The 17,456-nt window shown below is 70.7% G+C and carries 12 protein-coding genes; 4 read left to right on the forward strand and 8 right to left on the reverse strand.

Annotation, left to right across the window (positions count from 1 at the left end):
• Positions 1-42: 42 nt before the first annotated feature.
• Together SPRI_RS25935 and SPRI_RS25940 are read right to left on the reverse strand one after the other, a co-directional pair.
• Positions 43-255 carry a DUF397 domain-containing protein gene (locus tag SPRI_RS25935; protein ID WP_005318351.1) on the reverse strand — a complete coding sequence of 71 codons (213 nt, stop codon included), beginning with the start codon at positions 253-255 and terminating at the stop codon, positions 43-45.
• Positions 252-1,121 carry a helix-turn-helix domain-containing protein gene (locus SPRI_RS25940; RefSeq protein WP_005318353.1) on the reverse strand — a complete coding sequence of 290 codons (870 nt, stop codon included), beginning with the start codon at positions 1,119-1,121 and terminating at the stop codon, positions 252-254. The genes SPRI_RS25935 and SPRI_RS25940 overlap by 4 nt, the downstream gene beginning before the upstream one ends.
• A 173-nt stretch (positions 1,122-1,294) precedes the next feature.
• On the opposite strand from SPRI_RS25940, the gene SPRI_RS25945 reads away from it, so the two are divergent.
• The 4 genes from SPRI_RS25945 (at position 1,295) to SPRI_RS25960 (ending at position 13,284) form a co-directional block, all read left to right on the forward strand.
• The gene (locus SPRI_RS25945) at positions 1,295-1,807 is read left to right on the forward strand and encodes an ATP-binding protein (RefSeq protein WP_005318355.1); all 513 of its coding nucleotides are present in this window, start codon (positions 1,295-1,297) and stop codon (positions 1,805-1,807) included.
• A gap of 103 nt (positions 1,808-1,910) precedes the next feature.
• The gene (locus SPRI_RS25950; protein ID WP_053557368.1) at positions 1,911-9,122 is read left to right on the forward strand and encodes a DEAD/DEAH box helicase; all 7,212 of its coding nucleotides are present in this window, start codon (positions 1,911-1,913) and stop codon (positions 9,120-9,122) included.
• Entirely contained in the window at positions 9,115-11,634 is a 2,520-nt protein-coding gene (locus tag SPRI_RS25955; RefSeq protein ID WP_050791577.1) for a UvrD-helicase domain-containing protein, read from the forward strand. The genes SPRI_RS25950 and SPRI_RS25955 overlap by 8 nt, the downstream gene beginning before the upstream one ends.
• A 117-nt stretch (positions 11,635-11,751) precedes the next feature.
• A complete protein-coding gene (locus tag SPRI_RS25960) occupies positions 11,752-13,284 on the forward strand; it encodes a CBS domain-containing protein (protein WP_050791578.1) in 1,533 nt (510 codons plus the stop codon).
• A 426-nt stretch (positions 13,285-13,710) separates the two neighbouring features.
• Here the strand turns inward: SPRI_RS25960 and SPRI_RS25965 are convergent, their stop codons facing one another.
• The 6 genes from SPRI_RS25965 to SPRI_RS25990 all read right to left on the reverse strand — a co-directional run bounded on the left by SPRI_RS25965 (position 13,711) and on the right by SPRI_RS25990 (position 17,422).
• The gene (locus tag SPRI_RS25965; RefSeq protein WP_005318360.1) at positions 13,711-14,280 is read right to left on the reverse strand and encodes a Fic/DOC family protein; all 570 of its coding nucleotides are present in this window, start codon (positions 14,278-14,280) and stop codon (positions 13,711-13,713) included.
• Positions 14,277-14,627 carry an antitoxin VbhA family protein gene (locus SPRI_RS25970; RefSeq protein WP_005318361.1) on the reverse strand — a complete coding sequence of 117 codons (351 nt, stop codon included), beginning with the start codon at positions 14,625-14,627 and terminating at the stop codon, positions 14,277-14,279. Before SPRI_RS25970 ends, SPRI_RS25965 begins: the two co-directional genes overlap by 4 nt.
• Before the next feature lie 463 nt (positions 14,628-15,090).
• Entirely contained in the window at positions 15,091-15,507 is a 417-nt protein-coding gene (locus SPRI_RS25975) for a hypothetical protein (protein WP_005318363.1), read from the reverse strand.
• A 126-nt stretch (positions 15,508-15,633) separates the two neighbouring features.
• Entirely contained in the window at positions 15,634-16,101 is a 468-nt protein-coding gene (locus SPRI_RS25980; protein WP_005318365.1) for a DUF6083 domain-containing protein, read from the reverse strand.
• Between the two features lie 104 nt (positions 16,102-16,205).
• The gene (locus tag SPRI_RS25985) at positions 16,206-16,529 is read right to left on the reverse strand and encodes a MazG-like family protein (protein ID WP_005318367.1); all 324 of its coding nucleotides are present in this window, start codon (positions 16,527-16,529) and stop codon (positions 16,206-16,208) included.
• Between the two features lie 89 nt (positions 16,530-16,618).
• Positions 16,619-17,422 carry an SDR family oxidoreductase gene (locus SPRI_RS25990; RefSeq protein WP_037776906.1) on the reverse strand — a complete coding sequence of 268 codons (804 nt, stop codon included), beginning with the start codon at positions 17,420-17,422 and terminating at the stop codon, positions 16,619-16,621.
• Between the last annotated feature and the right edge of the window lie 34 nt (positions 17,423-17,456).

The following is a 17,456-nucleotide window of genomic DNA, read 5'->3' on the forward strand; positions in this document are numbered from 1 at the left end:
GGCCGGGACCAAGGGGTGGATGAGTGACTGTCTTGTACGTACTCAGACGTCGGCGTCGGCGGCGAGCCCGACAAACCCGGCCCACGCCTGCGGCGACACGGCGAATATCGGCCCGGCAAGGTCCTTCGAGTCCCGGACGTATACGGCGCCGGAGCCTCCGGCCACCTCGACACACTCACCGCCCTCGGCACCGCTGTAGCTGCTCTTGAACCAGCCAAGTCCCTGCGTCTCAATCGGAGTTCGCGCGGTCTTCATAGCTCTCCCAGCGACTTCTCGACGAATTCCAAGCTCTCTCGGGGAGTGAGAGCCTGCGACCGGATGATCCCATAGCGGGCCGCATGGAGCCGTGCCTCTTCGCGGTCGGTCACCATGCTGCTGCGCCCCTGGACCTCCAGGTACACGATCTGCTCCCCACCCTTGCGCGTGATCACCGTGAACGGGCCGTCGACACCAGCGTTGTCCTCGCGGTCCATGGGCATCACCTGGATCTCCACGTTCCGCTTCTCCCCGATGAGGAGCAGATGCTCCAACTGGCCTCGAAGCACCGCGGTTCCACCCAGAGAGCGGCGTAGTACAGACTCGTCCAGGACGAAGCTGAGCAACGGCGCGGGTCGGCGGTCGAAGATCTCCTGACGCGCGAGACGGGCCGCCACGCGGCGCTCGATGGTCTCCTCGTCCAGCGGAGGACGCCTCATCCTGAGCAACGCGCGCGTGTACTCCTCGGTCTGGAGCAGCCCATTGCCCACGAGCGTCGCGTACGAGGTCAACTCAACCGCTTCAGCCTCCAACCGAGCCATGTCCCGGAAGAACGCCGGATACTGCGCCCGAGCCACCTCCCCCTTCAACGCCTTGAGGACACCCCTGGCCCCCAGCACCTCATCGACACTGTCGATGAAACGCGGCTGCGGAACGCGCCGCCCCTGCTCGTACGCCGCGATGGTGGACGCCGAGTAGCCCACCCTCGCGCCGAGGTCCTGCCGTTCGAGGCCCGCCGCCGTACGGAACAGCTTCAACTGGCGGCCGAAAGCCGCCACGACTCCCGTCCCGGGCTCGTCCTCGGGGCGTGGCCCGTCGTCCGACGCCTGGCCCCTCTCCTCGTCCCTCTCCTCGCCGTCAACCACAAGCCCCGCCTCTCACCGGCCTCTTCGGCCCGCCAGGTCACCTCGGTCCAACGCGCGGCCGTACCCAGAGACATGCCGCGCGGCGCGTACACGTACCGCACTCGCGCGTACAACCACTGGCGTCAGTGCGTCACCACTGGTCACGCTACGCCACCACCGGGACGGTTGATGGCATGACGAACCAGATCGGCGCACCGTCCGACCACGTGTTCCCCCACACGGAACTCACCAGCCCCACACACCACTTCACGATGCGTTTCAGTTCCACGCCGCGAGGGGTCAGACTGGCGCGGCGGCTCGCCGGGCAGCGGCTCGACGCGTGGGGCGTGCCGTACGGGTCGGCCGCGTACGACGACGTGACCCTGGTCGTGGCCGAGTTGTGTGCCAACGCCGTACGGCACGGGCGGGTGCCGGGGCGGGACTTCCGGCTGTGGCTGGGGGCCGACGCCGTGACCGTCCGCGTCGACGTGACCGACACCCGTGCCGAGGGGACGCCCGAGCCCGCTTCTCCCGGGGTCGACGGTGAGGGCGGGCGGGGGCTGCTGATCGTCGCGGGGCTGGCTGCCACGTGGGGGTGGCGGGAACGGTCGGACGGGCCGCCCGGCAAGACTGTATGGGCCGAGTACTCCCTGCGAGCAGGCGACCGGCCGGCCACCGGAGGTGATCGGATTGGGCTGAATCCGTAGTGGCCGGTGCACTGTCGGTGCGCCCCCGTAAGCTGGACGGCGATCACTGAGGGACTGAGTGATACGAGGTCCACTGCCGTACCGAGGGGGAGCCGGCCGCGCTATGAGACCCACACTGGCCGCGCAGGCGTTGCGCGAGACGACGGTCGAGTACCTGACGACGACGTTCGCCCTGGCCGAGCCGGATACGCGGGAGGCCCTCACGGACTTCCTGACCGATCCGGGAGACGGGCTGTTCCGCGGCCCGTATCTGCGTGTCCGCCGTCCCTTCCGGGCCGCCGAGAAAGGGTGGGAGCGGCATCTGGACTGGTGGGAGCAGGGCTTCTGGCCGTACGCGCACCAGGCGGAGGCGTTCGAGCGGCTCAGCAGCAAGGGGGGTCGTACACCGCGGCCCACGCTGGTGACCACGGGCACGGGCTCTGGCAAGACGGAGTCGTTCCTGGTGCCGGTCATCGACCACTGTCTGCGCGCGAAGTCGGCGGGCAGGCACGGCATCAAGGCGGTGCTGCTGTATCCGATGAACGCGCTGGCGGGCGACCAGGCCGACCGTCTCGGCAAGCTCCTGGAGGACGACCGCCTGTACGAGGGGGGAGTCACCGCCGGGCTGTACATCGGTGAGGCGAGCGCGACCAAGGCGGGCTCGCCGTACGGGCGGGTCATGGTCGAGCGGGCCGAGATCCGCCGCAACCCGCCGGACATCCTCATCACCAACTACAAGATGCTGGACCTGCTGCTCCAGCGGCAGCAGGACGCCCCGCTGTGGCGGGACGCGGACCTGGCGTATGTGGTGATCGACGAGTTCCACACGTACGACGGTGCGCAGGGCACCGATGTGGCGATGCTGCTGCGGAGGCTCGCGTCCGTGGTGGGCGCCGCCGAGCCGGGGCGCCCGCTCGGCTCGATCTGCCCGGTGGCGACCTCGGCGACCCTCGGTGCGACGGCCGCAGACCCGGAAACCACGGCCGAGCGGCCGGGAGACGGTGAGGACGGCGGCGCGGGACAGAGCGCCGCCGCGCCCATGCTGGCGGTCGCCTCGCAGGTGTTCGGTGTGCGGTTTCCCGAGGACTCGGTCGTGGGGGAGGACCGACAAGGGCTCGACGCGCTCCTCTCTCCCGTCGACCTGACACTGCCCGTGCCGGACCCGGCCGCGCTCGTGGCACTGCCCTATCCCGCCCCGCCGCCGGAAGGGCAGGACGGTGAGCCGAGTCCCGGTATGACGGCGCTCGCGCGGGCGGTGCTGGACTGCGACGCCGACGACCCGAGGGAACTGGGCCGGCGCCTGCTCGCCCACCCGCTCACACATGCTCTGCTGCGGGCGGGGCTCGACGAGCCCCGGACGCCCGTCCAGGTGCTCGCCGCGTTCGGCGAGGACTCCGATACGGACTCCGGCACGCACGCCGGGGCGGGCGTCGAGGCCTGGGCCTGGTCCGAGCAGGACGCGCCGCTCCTCGAAGAGGCGCTCGCCCGGTTCGTCGCGCTGATCTCGGAGGCCCGCCACCCGGACTCGGCGGCCGGTCACGAGCGCCCGCTCCTGCTCGTCGAGTCCCACCTGTGGCTGCGGGCGCTGTCCCGGGTGCTGCGGTTCGTCGGGCCGCGCCCGGTGTTCTCCTGGTCGGACGCCGACCAGGCCGCCGTGGCGCCGGACGCGGACGCCCGTACGGCTGCGGGTGGACCCGCGCGGGCGGCCCAGGCCGTCGTACGGGCCGCACAGGAGGAGCGGAGGCGGCACACGCGCGGTGCCGGGCGTCTGCCCTCCGTGTACTGCCGGCACTGCGGACGGTCCGGCTGGAGCGCGATCTGCCCCGAGCGCGGTCCGGCCTCCCTGGTCAGCGCGCCGGAGGAGATCTACCGCCGCAGCGCGTCGGGCGGCTCGGCCAAGGGCCGGGTCCGGGCGCTGATGGCGGCCACCCCGGGTGAGGCGGCCGAGCAGGCACGGCGGATCCTCGCCCGGCGGGCGAGCCGCCGTCGCAGGGGCCCCGGCGACGAGGCGACGGTCCTGGTCCTGGAGAGCGACGGTGAACGGCTGCGGGGCCTCGACCCCGAGGAGGTCCTCCTCGACGGCGACGAGATCGCCGAGGCCCCGGACAGCGGCGTCTTCGTCAAACTCTGGTACGAGAACGGCGCACAGAACGAGTACTCCCAGCAGGACCGCTGCCCCGCCTGCGGTCAGGCCGAGGGAATCCGCTTCCTCGGTGCCGGTGTCGCCCCGCTCGCGTCCGTGGCCGTCACCCAGTTGTTCACCGGCGGCGAGCTGCCCAAGAAAGACCGCGAGGGACGCGACCGCAGGCGGACCCTGATCTTCAACGACGCGGTGCAGGACGCCGCGCACCTCGCCGGGTTCGTGGCGAGCCGGGCCTGGAAGTTCTCACTGCGTTCCCTGATCGACGAGCAGCTGCGCGAACAGACCGAGCTGGAAGCCGACTTCGCCGCCCGCGGAGTGCCCCTGAACGAACTGATCGCGGCCCTGGTGCGCCGTGCGGCCGTCGACGAGGACCGGCTGCTCGCCTCCGTGGTGCCGCCGGACCTGCACGACGTGGACCGGGTGGCGGGTCTCCTCGCGGGCAAGAAACGCATCCCCGGCCGCACGTGGGAACTGGTCGGTGAACGGCTCGCGCTGAACACCATCCTGGAGTTCGGCCTCAACTCCCGCCTCGGCCGCACCCTGGAGCTCACCCGCACCGCCGCCGCCGAAGTGTGCCTGCCGGACCCCGAGCGGGCCGCGAAGACCGCCGAGGCGCTGTATGAGAAACACGAACGCGCCCTGCGTGCGGGGCAGTTGCCCGAGGATCCTCCGGAGGCGGGCGAGGAGGGCGGACGGCCTGGCGCCGGCCACCCGGCGGCGCGGCGGCAGCTCCCGCCGCCCGGGAGCGAGGAGCGGCTGAGGCACTTCGAAGGGTTCGTACGCGGCCTGCTCGAACACGTGCGGGTGAGTGGTGGCATCCAGCACACCTGGCTCAAACGGTTCGTGAAGGACGAGGGGCGCAACCGCCACTCGGTGTGGTGGGGACGCCCCGAGGGGATGCCCGCCTTCGGGAGGAACTCGGGCGCGCCGGCGTTCGTGCTGGTGGGCGGCCGGGCCGGGTCGACCGACTTCGAGCGGGTCGACAGCCGCGAGAACTGGTACGCGGATTTCACCGAGCGCTGCCTGGGCCTGGAACGGTCCGCCGCCGGAGCCTTCCTCGCCGACCTGCTGGAGCAACTGGCGCAGGAGGACATCGGGGCGCTGGCCGTGCGGCGCACCGGCGACGCCAGGCCGGGCGGTGGCCACGGCCCCCGGGTGTACGGGCTGACACCGGGCCATGTGCGGGTCCGGCCGCTGGACGACGAACAGATCACCCGCGCCGCGCTGGCCTGCCCCGAGTGCGGGTGGACGCAGACCGTGCCGCCGGAGCGGGTGGCCGTCTGGCAGGGGCTGACCTGTCTGGTGAAGGGCTGCGCCGGTGAACTCGCGTCACCGTCGCCCGAGGCAGGCGGCCGGGCCGCCCGCGACCACCGCTTCGACTACTACCGGCGTCTGTACCGCGAGGCCGGACCGTACAGCGTCGTCGCCGCGGAGCACACCGGTGTACTGAAACGCAAGGAGCGCGAAGAGGTCGAGCGGGGCTTCAGAGAAGGCAGGCGGCACACCGACCCGAACGTCCTGTCCTGTACCCCGACGCTGGAACTGGGTATCGACATCGGTCAGTTGGAGGCCGTCGTGCTCGCCTCCCTGCCCGCCACGACGGCCAACTACGTGCAGCGCGTCGGCCGCGCGGGGCGCTCGACGGGCAACGCGCTGATGGTGTCCCTCGCCGACACCAGCCCGCGCGCCCTCTACCACCTCGCCGAACCACGCCACCTGATCGCAGGTCAGATCCTGCCTCCGGGCTGCTTCCTGTCGGCGGGCGAACTGCTGTGCCGCCAGTACACGGCGCATCTCATCGACCTGGCCGCCCGCGGCCGACTCGACGGTGTACTGCCGCTGCCCGACCGGGCGACTGCCCTGTTCGGCCGCGTCGGCTGGCTGCACACGTTCCGCCGGACCGTGTCCGGACGCACGGATCTGGCACACACGTTCCTGGATCTCTTCCCCGCCATCGAGGGCGTCGCGGACTCCGGCGTGTCCGATGAGGCCCGCGAGACCCTGCTCGACTACGCCAAGACGAAGCTTGCCGCCCGAGTGGCCCAGGCCGAGGGCGCCTGGGAGTCGGAGCGTGCCTCACTGATCGACCGCCGCGCCATGATCAACGAGGCGGCGGACTCTCTCACGGACAAGGTCGAGGACCAGGCACGCGACCAGCGCGCACTGCGCCGCGAGGCCGCCGCCGTCACCAAACGCATCCAGCAGCTGAGCCAGTCCGGTGCCCAGGGCTTCCTCGTCGAGCACGGCCTGCTGCCCAACTACAGCCTCGTCGAGGGCGGCGTACGCCTCGAAGCGGCCCTCACCCACAAGGAACCGGCGCCCGCCGCCCGCTCGACGACGGACGACAGCGATCAGGCACCCAAGTCCCGCTGGCGCACGGAGACCCGCCTGTACGAACGGCCGGCCGAGTCCGCGCTCACCGAACTGGCCCCCGGCAGCGCCTACTACGTACGCGGGTACCGGCATGTCGTCGACGGTTTCGACCTGGGCTCCCGCACCCCCGGCAACGAGGACACCTCCGCGGCCATGCGCACCTGGCGGCTCTGCCAGGAGTGTGGGTACGTACGGACGTCGTCGGACGCCGAGCAGGACACCTCGCCCTGTCCGCGCTGCCAGGGGCCCGGAATCGGCGGACGCTCGGCCCTGCACCAGGTCATCGTGCCCCACAAGGTCACCTCCCGCGACAAACGGGACGACGCCCGGATCATCGACGACCGCGACACCCGCACCGAGCGCCGCTACACCCAGGTCGTCGCGGTCGACGTCAACCCCAAGACGATTCTGCGCAGTTGGCGCCACCAGGGCACGACCTTCGGCGTGGACCATGTACGGGAAGCCGTCATCCGGCACTTCAACCTCGGCCCCGTACGGACCATGGGCCGCCCCGACACGCACATCGCGGGCGAGCACACCACCGTGACCGCCTTCTCGGTCTGCCCCCTGTGCGGCGGTGCCACCGACCGGGAGCCGGAGCACGCCCCCACACAGGGCGAGCTGAGCGAATCGGCTGCCGGGCGACCGGAGTTGCGCCACCACCGGCCGTGGTGCCCGACCCGCCGCAAGGACCGGCCCGCCGCCGCCGGGGACCAGCGGGTCATCACGGCCACCGAGCACACCACGGAAGCACTGCGCATCCTGCTGCCCGCCGCGACCCTGCTCGTCGAGGAGCGTCTGGCCTCGTTCTCGGCCGCCCTGCACCTGGGCCTGGCCCGGCGCTACGGCGGCGACCCGGCCCACATCCGGTCCACGCCCAGCACCGAGCCCGACCGCGAGACCGGCCTCACCCGCCACTACCTGGTCCTCTACGACGCCCTGCCGGGAGGCACCGGCTACCTCCAGCGGCTCGTGGACGGCGATAACGGAGCGGAGTTCCGGGCCGTTCTCGCCGCCGCCCAGCGCAAGCTGCGCGACTGCCCCTGCAAAGACGGGGACGGATCGCGCCGCGCCTGTCACCGGTGCCTGCTCCCGTACGCCAAACAGCGTGAGTACCCGCTGATCGACCGGCAGGAAGCGCTGTGGATGCTGGACGCGCTTCTCGGCGAGGACGGCCACAGCGACTGGAACGTGAGCGAGGCCGGGACCGTGGCCCCCGGCTCGCGCGTCCGGTTCGCCGCCCAGGCCGAGAGCGATCTGGAGCGCCGCTTCATCGACTGCCTGGACCGGTGGCTCGCCCGGCCCGAGAACCGGGCGGAGCAGAGCCACGGTGAAACACCGACCGGGCGGCACGGCAAGCGGTTCGCGCTGCGCCGGCGCGACGGCTCGGCGATCTGCTGGGAGGCCGTGGCGCAGAAGCCGCTCGACGAGCACGGCACCCGGCCCGACCTGATACTGCGCCCGGTCACCGACGCCGCCGGGGCCGACGCGGCTCCGCCCCTGTCCGTGGCCGTCTACCTCGACGGCTACCGCTGGCACGCCTCGTCGCAGACGAACCGGATCGCCGACGACGCGGCCAAGCGGGCCCGGCTGCGCGCCGACGGCACCCTCGTCTGGCAGATCACCTGGGACGACGTGATGGCCTGGGAGCGTGAGCTCACGCCACCACCGGCCGAGGCAGCCGACCGGACCGACGACACCGAGGCAGCCCCGACCCCGCTGGCCGGCCTGCTGGCCGGCCGGGCCTCGGACGCCGCTTGGCCGCCCTACCGGGTGACGGGCGACGACTCGCCAGGCGGTCAGGTCCGCGTGAAGTGGGCCAGGCGCCGCCGCGATCCGGCGGAGGCCGACGCGCTGCTGTACGCGGGAGCGATCCCCTCACTCCTCGGCTACCTGCGCAACCCGGACCTGAGGCTCTGGCACAAGTTGGCCGAACTCTGCGTGGGCGGGCTGCTGTACGTCACCAGGGGAGCCGTCGACGCGGGTCCGGCGGAGGCCGTGCCGTGGATCGAGGCCGCCCTGCGGGGAGAGCACCCGCCCTCCGCCGCGGGCGAGGGCCTCAAACTCATCCCCGCCGAGGACGCCTCCGGGCTGCCGCTCGTCGCGGTCGTCGACCGGCGCGAGGGGAGGCAGCGCTGGAGCGCCCTGGCCGTCCTCGACGATCGGGGTGAGACCGTGCACGGCGACGGGCCCGACCACCGACGCCGCTGGAAAGCCTGGCTGTGCTGGGGAAACATCCTCCAGTTCCTCGATCCCACCGGATCGGGGCAGGCCGACGGCCTCGTCCTGGCCAGGACCTCCCTGGACGGCTTCGACGCGGGACTGCTCGCTGCGACAGCGGTGCGCGGCGACGGGCTGCTGCCCGCGCTGCGCAAGGAGCAGCCCGGCTCGGGTCTGGGCCGGTCGGAGACACTCACTGTTGTGCCTGCGGCAGGCACGGCAGCGGCCGAAGGCCCATTGACGCCGGTGGAACGTGAGGCGTGGGGGCTGGTCATCGGCGAGTTGGCGGAGGGCGATGAACCGGCACTCGATGAGCTGGCCGAAGCCCTGGCCGAGCGCGGTGACGTGCCGGCGCCCACAGTGGGCTGGGACGCCGAGGGAATCGCCCGCCCGATCGAACTGGCTTGGCCGGACCGCCGCGTCGGCGTCGTGCTCGCCCAGGATGCCCAGGACATCGCCTATATGACGCAGTGTCATGCTTCTGGATGGCAGGTGCGCGCCGCAGGAGAATGGGACGTGACGGAACTCGCCGCACTGACCGGCGGGCGACCGCACAGCCCCGACGGAGGCGACGCGCGGGAAGGGGACCGGGGTGAGTGACAAGATCCGTACACAGGTCTCCATCGCACCGCAGGCGCACGAGGACGTACGCGTCCTCGGCGCGGGCGCGAAGAACTCGGTGGGCGACTTCGTCCGACGACTGCGGGCCGACCGGACCAGCCGGGCCATCCGGCTCGCCCCGCTGCGGGCCGCCGGTTCCAACGGGCAGCTGTCGCTGGCCACTCTGGACGGCGGCCGCATGGCCCTGCTCCTGGAGACGGAGCAGCACCGGTTCACGCTGCTCGCGGTGCGCGAGGGCACGCGTGCCCACGACGACCTGACGCGTCTCACGGTCACGATCAACGAAGTGTCCGGCGGCATCGAGCTGGTCGACCAGGCCCAGGTGAGCGCCACCGTCGTGGCTCTGCCCGAGCGGTCCACGGTGTCCGGAGCAGGCCACACGGGGCGGCGCGCGGACCGTGAGCGTGGCGGGACGGCCGGGGCGCAGGACACGACCGCAGCCGTGAACGGCCCCGAGGCCGATCACGCACAGGCGGCACAGGACGACGCCGGTCACGCGGAACCGAGCAGGACGGGCAGTACCGGTACGTCGTCCAGCGACGTCGGCGCTCCGGAGAACCGGACGGAGCCGGCACCCGCGCAAAGCCCGCCGCTCCCTCTGTTCGACCAGTACGACGCGGTCACCCTCACCCGTCTCGGGGTCATCCCCTCGCTGCTTCCCTCCCTGCGACGGGTCACCGACGAGCGCCGCCTGGAGGCCCTGCTCGGTCACAATCTGCCGCAGCTCACCCGCGAGGTCCTGCGGGCCCTGCACGCGGGCATGGACACGGCCGACGTGCGCCGCCACATCACCGAGCAGTGGCGAGCGGAAGGCAGTGTCGACCCGGGCGACTGGGCACGCGCCGCACGCCGGCCGGTCTCCCAGGTCAGCACGGAGGACACGGCGGTTCTCGGCGCGCTCGGCGACAGCTTCGAAGCCTGGCGGCTGTTCCTCCACCCCGAGCAGCGACGGCTCGCCACCACGGCGTTCAAGGGCTCCGCCAAGGTCACCGGCGGTCCCGGTACCGGCAAGACCGTCGTCGCCCTGCATCGCGTACGGCACCTCGTGGACAGGCTGCCGCCGGGCCGTACCAGGCCGGTGCTGCTCACCACCTTCAACACCAATCTCGCCGCAGACCTCAAGCACCGGCTTCAGCTCCTCGGCGGCGAGGAGCTGCTGAGCCGGGTGCACGTCGTCTCCATCGACCGGCTCGCCCGCGCGGTCGTCGCCGAGCATCCCACCAGCGACCTCGGCAGTCCGCTGGACGACAAAGCCGCCCTGGACCTGTGGCACACAGTGTGCATGGAGGAGGGGATCGACGGATACGACGCGGAGTTCCTCGACTCCGAGTTCAGGCACGTCATCCTCGCGCAGGGCTGTGGCACCCAGGATCAGTACTTCCGCGCGGAACGGCCGGGCCGGGGCAGGCTTCAGCGTCCGGAGCGCCGACAGATCTGGAGCCTGGTCCAGGCTTACCGGCACCGGCTCGCGGGTCCGCCCCGGCGTACCACCCACGCCCTGGTCGCCGACGAGGCCGCGCGACTCGAACAGCATCACATGGCTCGCGTAGCGGAGCAGCAGCGTTACAAGGCCGAGCAGGGCGGCCGGGATCTCCTGCACCGGGAGGCAGGGAGCGGGATGCGGCTCAAGCCCCGCTATCAGCACGTGGTGGTGGACGAGGCCCAGGACCTGTCCGCATCGCACTGGCGCATGCTGCGTGCGATGGTGCCCGAAGGCCCCGACGACATCTTTCTCGTCGGCGACGCTCACCAACGAATCTACTCCCACCAGGTTGTCCTGGGCCGTCTCGGTATCCGCACCCCCGGCCGGGCGTCCCGCCGTCTGAGCCTCAACTACCGCACCACACACCAGATCCTGGGTAGCGCACGAGGCCTGGTGGACGGCGAGTCCTTCGACGACCTGGACGAGGGTCCCGACACTCTCGACGGCTACCGCTCCGTACTGACGGGCCTCGCCCCTCAGTTCTGGCGGGCTCCCGACTGGGCCACGGAGAAGAGGGCGCTGGCCACTCTCATCCAGGAGCGCCACGACCGGTACGGAACCCCGTACTCGGCGATGGCCGTGTGTGTGCCCGACGGGGCCTCGGCCACGCAGCTGGCCGCCACACTCGGCTCGGACCCGTTCCGGATTCCCGCCGTCGAGATCGGCAACGACGGGCCCGGCAAGGGCGAGGGCGTACGCATCGGCACCATGTACCGCTTCAAGGGGCTGGAGTTCCAGCGGGTGTTCCTGGCCTCGGTGAGCGAGGGCCAGGTACCGCATCAGCGCATCGAGGGCTTCCGGGACACAGATCCCCAGCGTTATCAGCGTGAGCACCGGCGCGCCCGCTCGCTCCTGTTCGTGGCAGCGACGCGCGCGCGGGACGAACTGGTGGTGAGCTGGAACGGCCGGGCCAGTCGATTCCTCCCGGAATCAGCCGTCCGCGCCGCCTACAGCGCGAGTGCCCTCGTGTCGGGCGAGCGACCTCCGTCCGATTCCCATGCGGCTTGAATCAGCCGGTCACCGCATGGACATCCGCTACGTTCGTGCGGTCGCGCGGGGTGAACCGAGTGCCCCGCGAGGAGACTTCGGAAACAGCGGCACGGACCGAAAACACGGGGGCTTGTTGTGCGGGCATGGACGGTACGCGGCGGCCAGTTCGGAGAGCGCGAGCAACAGGCGCTCACGGAAGGACTGACCATCGCGGGCTGGGAGGAGGTCGGAGACCTCGGCGGGTGCACGTCCGTGGGCGAGATCGGCGACCTGCTCACCGCCGCGTATCCGGACGAGTCCCGCGGGACCATCGACAACTGGAAGCACCAGCTGTGGCGTTTTCTCTCGATGGAGATCGGCGACCTCGTCGTCATGCCCCGCAAGTACCAACCGGTCGTGGCCATCGGGCGATTGACGGGCGATTATGAGTACCGTGACACGGCGGCACCGGGCTATCGCCATGTGCGGCGGGTGGACTGGGTGCGTCCGGCGGTGGAACGTGCCGCCATCGGGGGTGACCTCCGCGACAGCATGGGTGCCTTCTCCACGGTCAGTGAACTTTCCCGACGCGATGCCGCACAGCGCGTGCACGCACTGGCCGAGACGGGCGATGACCCCGGTTACGAGGGCGGGATCGAGCCGCCCGCCGACATCGCGGCGCTCGTGCGCGACGTCCAGGAGGACGGCACCCGTCAGCTGACCGCCCGTGATCTGATCGGCCTGTGGGGCTGGTCCCGGCGCAGCACCGAAGTCATCGACCTGGTCGACCAGGAACTCGCGACGCGCCGGCTGCTGGTGGAACCGCATTTCGCTGAAGGCCAGTTGGACGATCTGATCACGGTTTCCAGCCAGGAAGCCGTTTCGGGCGAAGAGAGCCGTGACGGCTCGACGACGACCTACGGGCCCGGTGGTTCACGCGACAGTCAGGGCGGCGAGGGCAGCAAGGCCCGCGATCTCAGCTGGCGGATCGGTAACCTCCCCCTCGTCCGCGAGGTGGTGACCGTGGGCCTGGAGGAACCGTTGAGTACGGCCATCACTCCCATGATCGAGCACGACTACTCCCAGCTGCCGGTGGTGGACCGGCACAACGTCCTGCGTGGAGTCGTCACATGGGAAGGCATCGCACGTGCCCACCTCGGCAAGAGGGAGGGGACGATCGCCGATGCCATGAGCCCCCATCCCCAGACAGCGCGAGAGCAGGAGGAACTCTTCGCGCGCATTGGCGACATCCAGCGGCACGGATTCCTCGTCATCGTGGACACGGAATACACCGTGCGCGGCATCCTCACCGCCGCTGACCTGGCCGGTCAGCTCCAAGAGCGCGTCGAGCCCTTCACCCTGCTCGAAGAGGTGGAGCGCCGACTGCGCCGCATGACCCAGCACTTCACCGCTGAGGAGATCCCGCCGGAGATCCGTAGCAAGCGGGCGAACGGCCGCCAGTTCACCCTAGGTCAGTACAAATTCCTCCTCGACGATGCCGACTGCTGGGCCAAGTTGGACTGGCCCTACGGGCAGCAGGACATCCTCAACCGGCTCAAGACGGTCACTGACTACCGCAACGCGCTGGCCCACTGGGCCGTCGACAAACCTGCCGAGGACGCGGCGTCGCTCGCGGCGACACGGCAGCTTTTGAAGCTCCTCAAGGTCATCGATCACGATCCGAGATAGTGAGCGGCTATCGGCCCACGTCCCGAACCCGTGCCGCCGATGCGCCGAGCCACGCTCGCCGGGTGTGCACCCGATGTGCACGGCCTATGGCCACGCGGAACATCCGCGCGGCGCAGAGGCATTTCGCAGATACCGCACCTGTCCCCGCGTACAGCCCGACTAGTCTGCCGCCACCTGCGGCTTTGCTTTGGAATGGGCCTCTGATACTGAGCTGCCCGACTTGCCCGAGGGCAGTGTCCGGGTGGCTGCGGACGAGGTCTATGGCCGCGACGGAGCCTTCCGCGACTTCCTCGGGACGCGCCGACTGCCCTACGCGGTCACCATGCCGGTCTGCTGGAGGAACGCCGCACGAGGTGCAGCTCCCAGCGGCTGTTCCCAAGGGGCGACGCCCTGTTCCGGGCTTCCTTCCCAGCCGGAGTACGGGCGTCAACTAGTGGTGACCAACTCGTCGAGTAACTGCTCCAACAGATTGTTGTCACCGAGGAAGCTCTTCACCGCGGCGTCCTCGTTGCGTTGAGGGTCCATGCCCGACCAGCTCAGGGCGTATCCCGCGTCGGCGCTCAGCCGGGCCAGGAACGCCCGCTGGGCACGGCCGTTGCCCTCGCGGAACGGGTGGAGGACGTTCAGGTCGCCGTACAACGTGGCCAGTTGGATGACGAATTCCTGCCGAGGGAGACTCCGCAGTCGGCCGGATGAGGCGAGACGGCCGAATACCTCTCCGGCGTAGGGCACCAGGTTTCTCGCCGGACAGAAGGGTGTGCGCTTGGCGATGTTCACAGTGCGTAACTCGCCTGCCCACGGATAGATGTCGCCGAAGATCGCGGCATGGAACGCTTGGTAATGGCCGAGGTCGTACGCGCCGGGTAGGGGTTGTTCGGCGAGCATGACGAGGCGCGCCCGGGTGATGTCCGCCTCTGCTGCCGCGAGCAGCTGATGGTCGGTGATGCCGAGCTTGTTGCGCAGCACGCCGTTGGGCATGGCGTACGGATCGTTCACCCTGCCCGCCGCTCCGAAATCTGTCGGTGTCGGGCGATCGCGCGGGCGACCAGGGTGTCCGCGTCGACGTCGCCCTTCACGTACGCCTCGGTATCGCGGTCGGAGGCCTCGGAGGCGTGGAGCCCTTCGGCCTCGATGGAGCCGGTGGCCGAGGCGACGGCCGCACGTCGTGCCGCCCGGCCGCTCAGCGCCTCGAAGGCCTCGACGGACAGGAGGACGCCCTGGGGCTTGCGGTGGGCGCCGATCAGGACCGGGTCGGCATCCGCGCCGGACTCCGACAGGTCAGCCAGGATCCGCGACAGTCCCGCACGCGCGTCGCTGACCGTCACGACCTCAGGGATCACCATGTTGTCACCGTACCCATATAGAGGCTTGATTCTGTACAGATTCTAGTACGGATTCCGGAGAGTGTCCCCCCCGGGCAGCCTGGGAGGTATCCCCAACCCCGTCCCGGAGGCTGCCACCAACCGAGACCGCGACGTCCTCGCCGATGTCGGCGGGTTGAACCGGACTGCCGGCAGATCGCGCCGGTTAGTCTGGTGATCTCCATGTCAGCGGTGATGTCGTCCGCCTCGGTGGTCACCAGAACCAGCCTCTGGGAGAACGACGAAGCCCCCGTCCGGACCGCTCCGGCGCGGGGCGCCTCCTTACGTAGCCATCAAGGTAGCCCCGGAAACACCCTCCCTGCACGTTTGTGCAGGTCATAGCGTCGCGGTGACTCTCCCCGGCGTACAGCCCGACTCGTCTGCCCCTCCATGCGTATTCGTGCAGAAAGGGCCTCCGACCCGCGTCGGAGGCCCTTTCATCGGATCAGGCCTTGGTCGAGTCGCTGCACAGCCAGTCGCCGTAGCGGACGCCGTCCTTGCTGCGGACGATGCAGACCCGCACCGTGTCGTTCTCGGTGAGGTCGTAGTTGCACGTCGTGATGCCGGTGCCGGGCTGGCCGATGCTGGTCGTGTCGTAGCAGCCGGTCCGGTGGTCCCGCCAGCCCCACGCGTCGATGTTGACCTTCTGCCAGCGCTCGATCTTGGCCTGCACCGAGTAGCCGTCGGCCGACGAGTCCTTCACGTAGAGCCAGTCACCGTCGGGGTAGAACGTCGCCGTGCCCCAGGATCTGCTGACACTCACGTTGAGGCCGCTCGCGGAGGCGGAGCCTGCCATGCCGACGACGAGGGCACCGCTCGCGAGGAGGGCCATGCCGGCCGTTACCGCCTTGCTGCGCGTCATGAAGTGTTCCCTTTCCGAAGACGTGTTCGATGGGCGTCCAGATCAAACCGCTGCCGACGAACAGGTGTCAAAGGGGTTTCTGACGCGTGGAGTTGACGGATGCCGCCAGGGCCGGCCGGTCATCCGTCACACGCCCTGCCGGGCGTTTCGCCTCCACACCGCGTGCAGCGCCGGTGAGTGGGCGGGGGCCGGGCGGGCCGGGCAGACGTCCAGGTGGCTGATCCGGCAGGTGCCGGACGGGGCGGCCGATCGCAGGCCGACCGCCGTGCCGTCGCCCGCGATGCGCCAGCGGTGGCCCACGGGGACCGCGGCGGCCGCGAGGGCGCCGGGCTCGATGAGTATCCAGCGGCCGTGCGCGGTGCGGTGCCGCTCCGCCGTGCTGCCGCACTCGTGGCAGGTCGCGGAGCCGGGCGCGGCGGCGGCCGTGCGGGTCGCGAACGTCAGCGCGTCGCCCGTGGCCGTCAGGATGTCGCCCAGCCGGACGGGATCGCGGCCGGACCTCGTGGGGTGTTCGCACCGTGCGCACAGCGCGGCGCGGCGGCCGGCGTCCAGGCGGGCGCCGGGGCCGTCACAGGCAGCACATCGAAAGCCCAACTCCGGCCCCCCGCGGCTTGGTTACAGCGCGATGCTTCCTTCCCCACCCAGAAGTCTTCCGAGAGTGACGAATTCGAAACTATGCGTACGGGCCGGGGTGCGGCTCAGCCCTTCAGGGAGCGGGCCGCCACACGGTCGAGGTGCGACGCGAAGGCCTCCGCCGCGTCCGGGGTGAGCGTGCGCAGCGCCACCATGGCCGTGATGATGACGTCGCACAGTTCTGCCTCGACGTCCTGCCAGCTGTGCGTCGTGCCCTTGCGCGGGTTCTGCCCCTTCGCGCCGATGACCGCCTGCGCGACCTCGCCCACCTCCTCGGAGAGCTTCAGCACGCGCAGCAGGACCTCCTGCTCCGGCGGGTACTTGCTGTTCTCGTGCAGCCAGTCGTGCAGGCGGCCGATGGTCTCCCAGCCGGTGTCCGTGTGCTCCATGACCGCAGAGTGCCATGGCGGGGACGGCCGGCGGAGGGGAACGCCGGGGCGCAGGGGGAGCTGATGCTCCCGCGGCCCCGGCCGTGCCGTCAGCCCCGCCCGATGAACGGCATGTTGGTCGCCATCACCGTCACGAACTGCACGTTCGCCTCCAGCGGCAGCTCCGCCATGTGCCGCACGGTCCGGGCCACGTCGGCCGCGTCCATCACCGGCTCCGGCGCCAGTTCGCCGTTGGCCTGCAGGACGCCCGACTGCATGGCCCCGGTCATCTCGGTCGCCGCGTTGCCGATGTCGATCTGGCCGCAGGCGATCGAGTACGGACGGCCGTCCAGCGAGAGGGACTTCGTCAGGCCGGTCAGCGCGTGCTTCGTCGCGGTGTACGGCGCCGAGTTCGGGCGCGGCGCGTGCGCGGAGACGGAACCGTTGTTGATGATCCGGCCGCCCTGCGGGACCTGGTCCTTCATCTGGCGGAACGCCGCCTGCGCACACAGGAACGCGCCGTTCAGGTTCGTGTCGACGACCTTGCGCCAGGCGGAGAACGGCATGTCCTCGAAGCGGATGCCGCCGGGCCCGAACGTGCCCGCGTTGTTGAAGAGCAGATCGAGCCGTCCGTAGCGCTCGCGCACCGTGGCGAAGAGGGCCGCCACTGCGTCGGGGTCTGTCACGTCCGTCGGCACGCACAGCACGTCCGCGTCCGGCCGGACGTCGCGGATCAGCGCCGCGGTCTCCTCCAGCGACTCGTTACGCCGACCGGCGAGCGCCACTGCCCACTTCGGGCGAACAGCCGAACCGGCGGCCGTGTCCTGCCCGGCCCGTGCCAGTTCCAGTGCCACGCTCCGGCCGATGCCGGAGCCCGCACCTGTCACCACCGCGATCCTCACTACAGCGTTCATGTCTGCGCAGCGTACGCGCATGCGTCGTGCGCGG

The sequence above is a fragment of the Streptomyces pristinaespiralis genome, from assembly GCF_001278075.1.
Taxonomy (GTDB): Bacteria; Actinomycetota; Actinomycetes; order Streptomycetales; family Streptomycetaceae; genus Streptomyces; species Streptomyces pristinaespiralis.

What these genes read in the sequence shown, in the direction of transcription:
- SPRI_RS25935 (WP_005318351.1), bottom strand. Translation starts at nt 255, where the DNA reads ATGAAGACCGCGCGAACTCCGATTGAGACGCAGGGACTTGGCTGGTTC.
- SPRI_RS25945 (WP_005318355.1), top strand. Translation starts at nt 1,295, where the DNA reads ATGACGAACCAGATCGGCGCACCGTCCGACCACGTGTTCCCCCACACG.
- SPRI_RS25950 (WP_053557368.1), top strand. Translation starts at nt 1,911, where the DNA reads ATGAGACCCACACTGGCCGCGCAGGCGTTGCGCGAGACGACGGTCGAG.
- SPRI_RS25970 (WP_005318361.1), bottom strand. Translation starts at nt 14,627, where the DNA reads ATGGTGATCCCTGAGGTCGTGACGGTCAGCGACGCGCGTGCGGGACTG.
- SPRI_RS25975 (WP_005318363.1), bottom strand. Translation starts at nt 15,507, where the DNA reads ATGACGCGCAGCAAGGCGGTAACGGCCGGCATGGCCCTCCTCGCGAGC.
- SPRI_RS25985 (WP_005318367.1), bottom strand. Translation starts at nt 16,529, where the DNA reads ATGGAGCACACGGACACCGGCTGGGAGACCATCGGCCGCCTGCACGAC.
- SPRI_RS25990 (WP_037776906.1), bottom strand. Translation starts at nt 17,422, where the DNA reads ATGAACGCTGTAGTGAGGATCGCGGTGGTGACAGGTGCGGGCTCCGGC.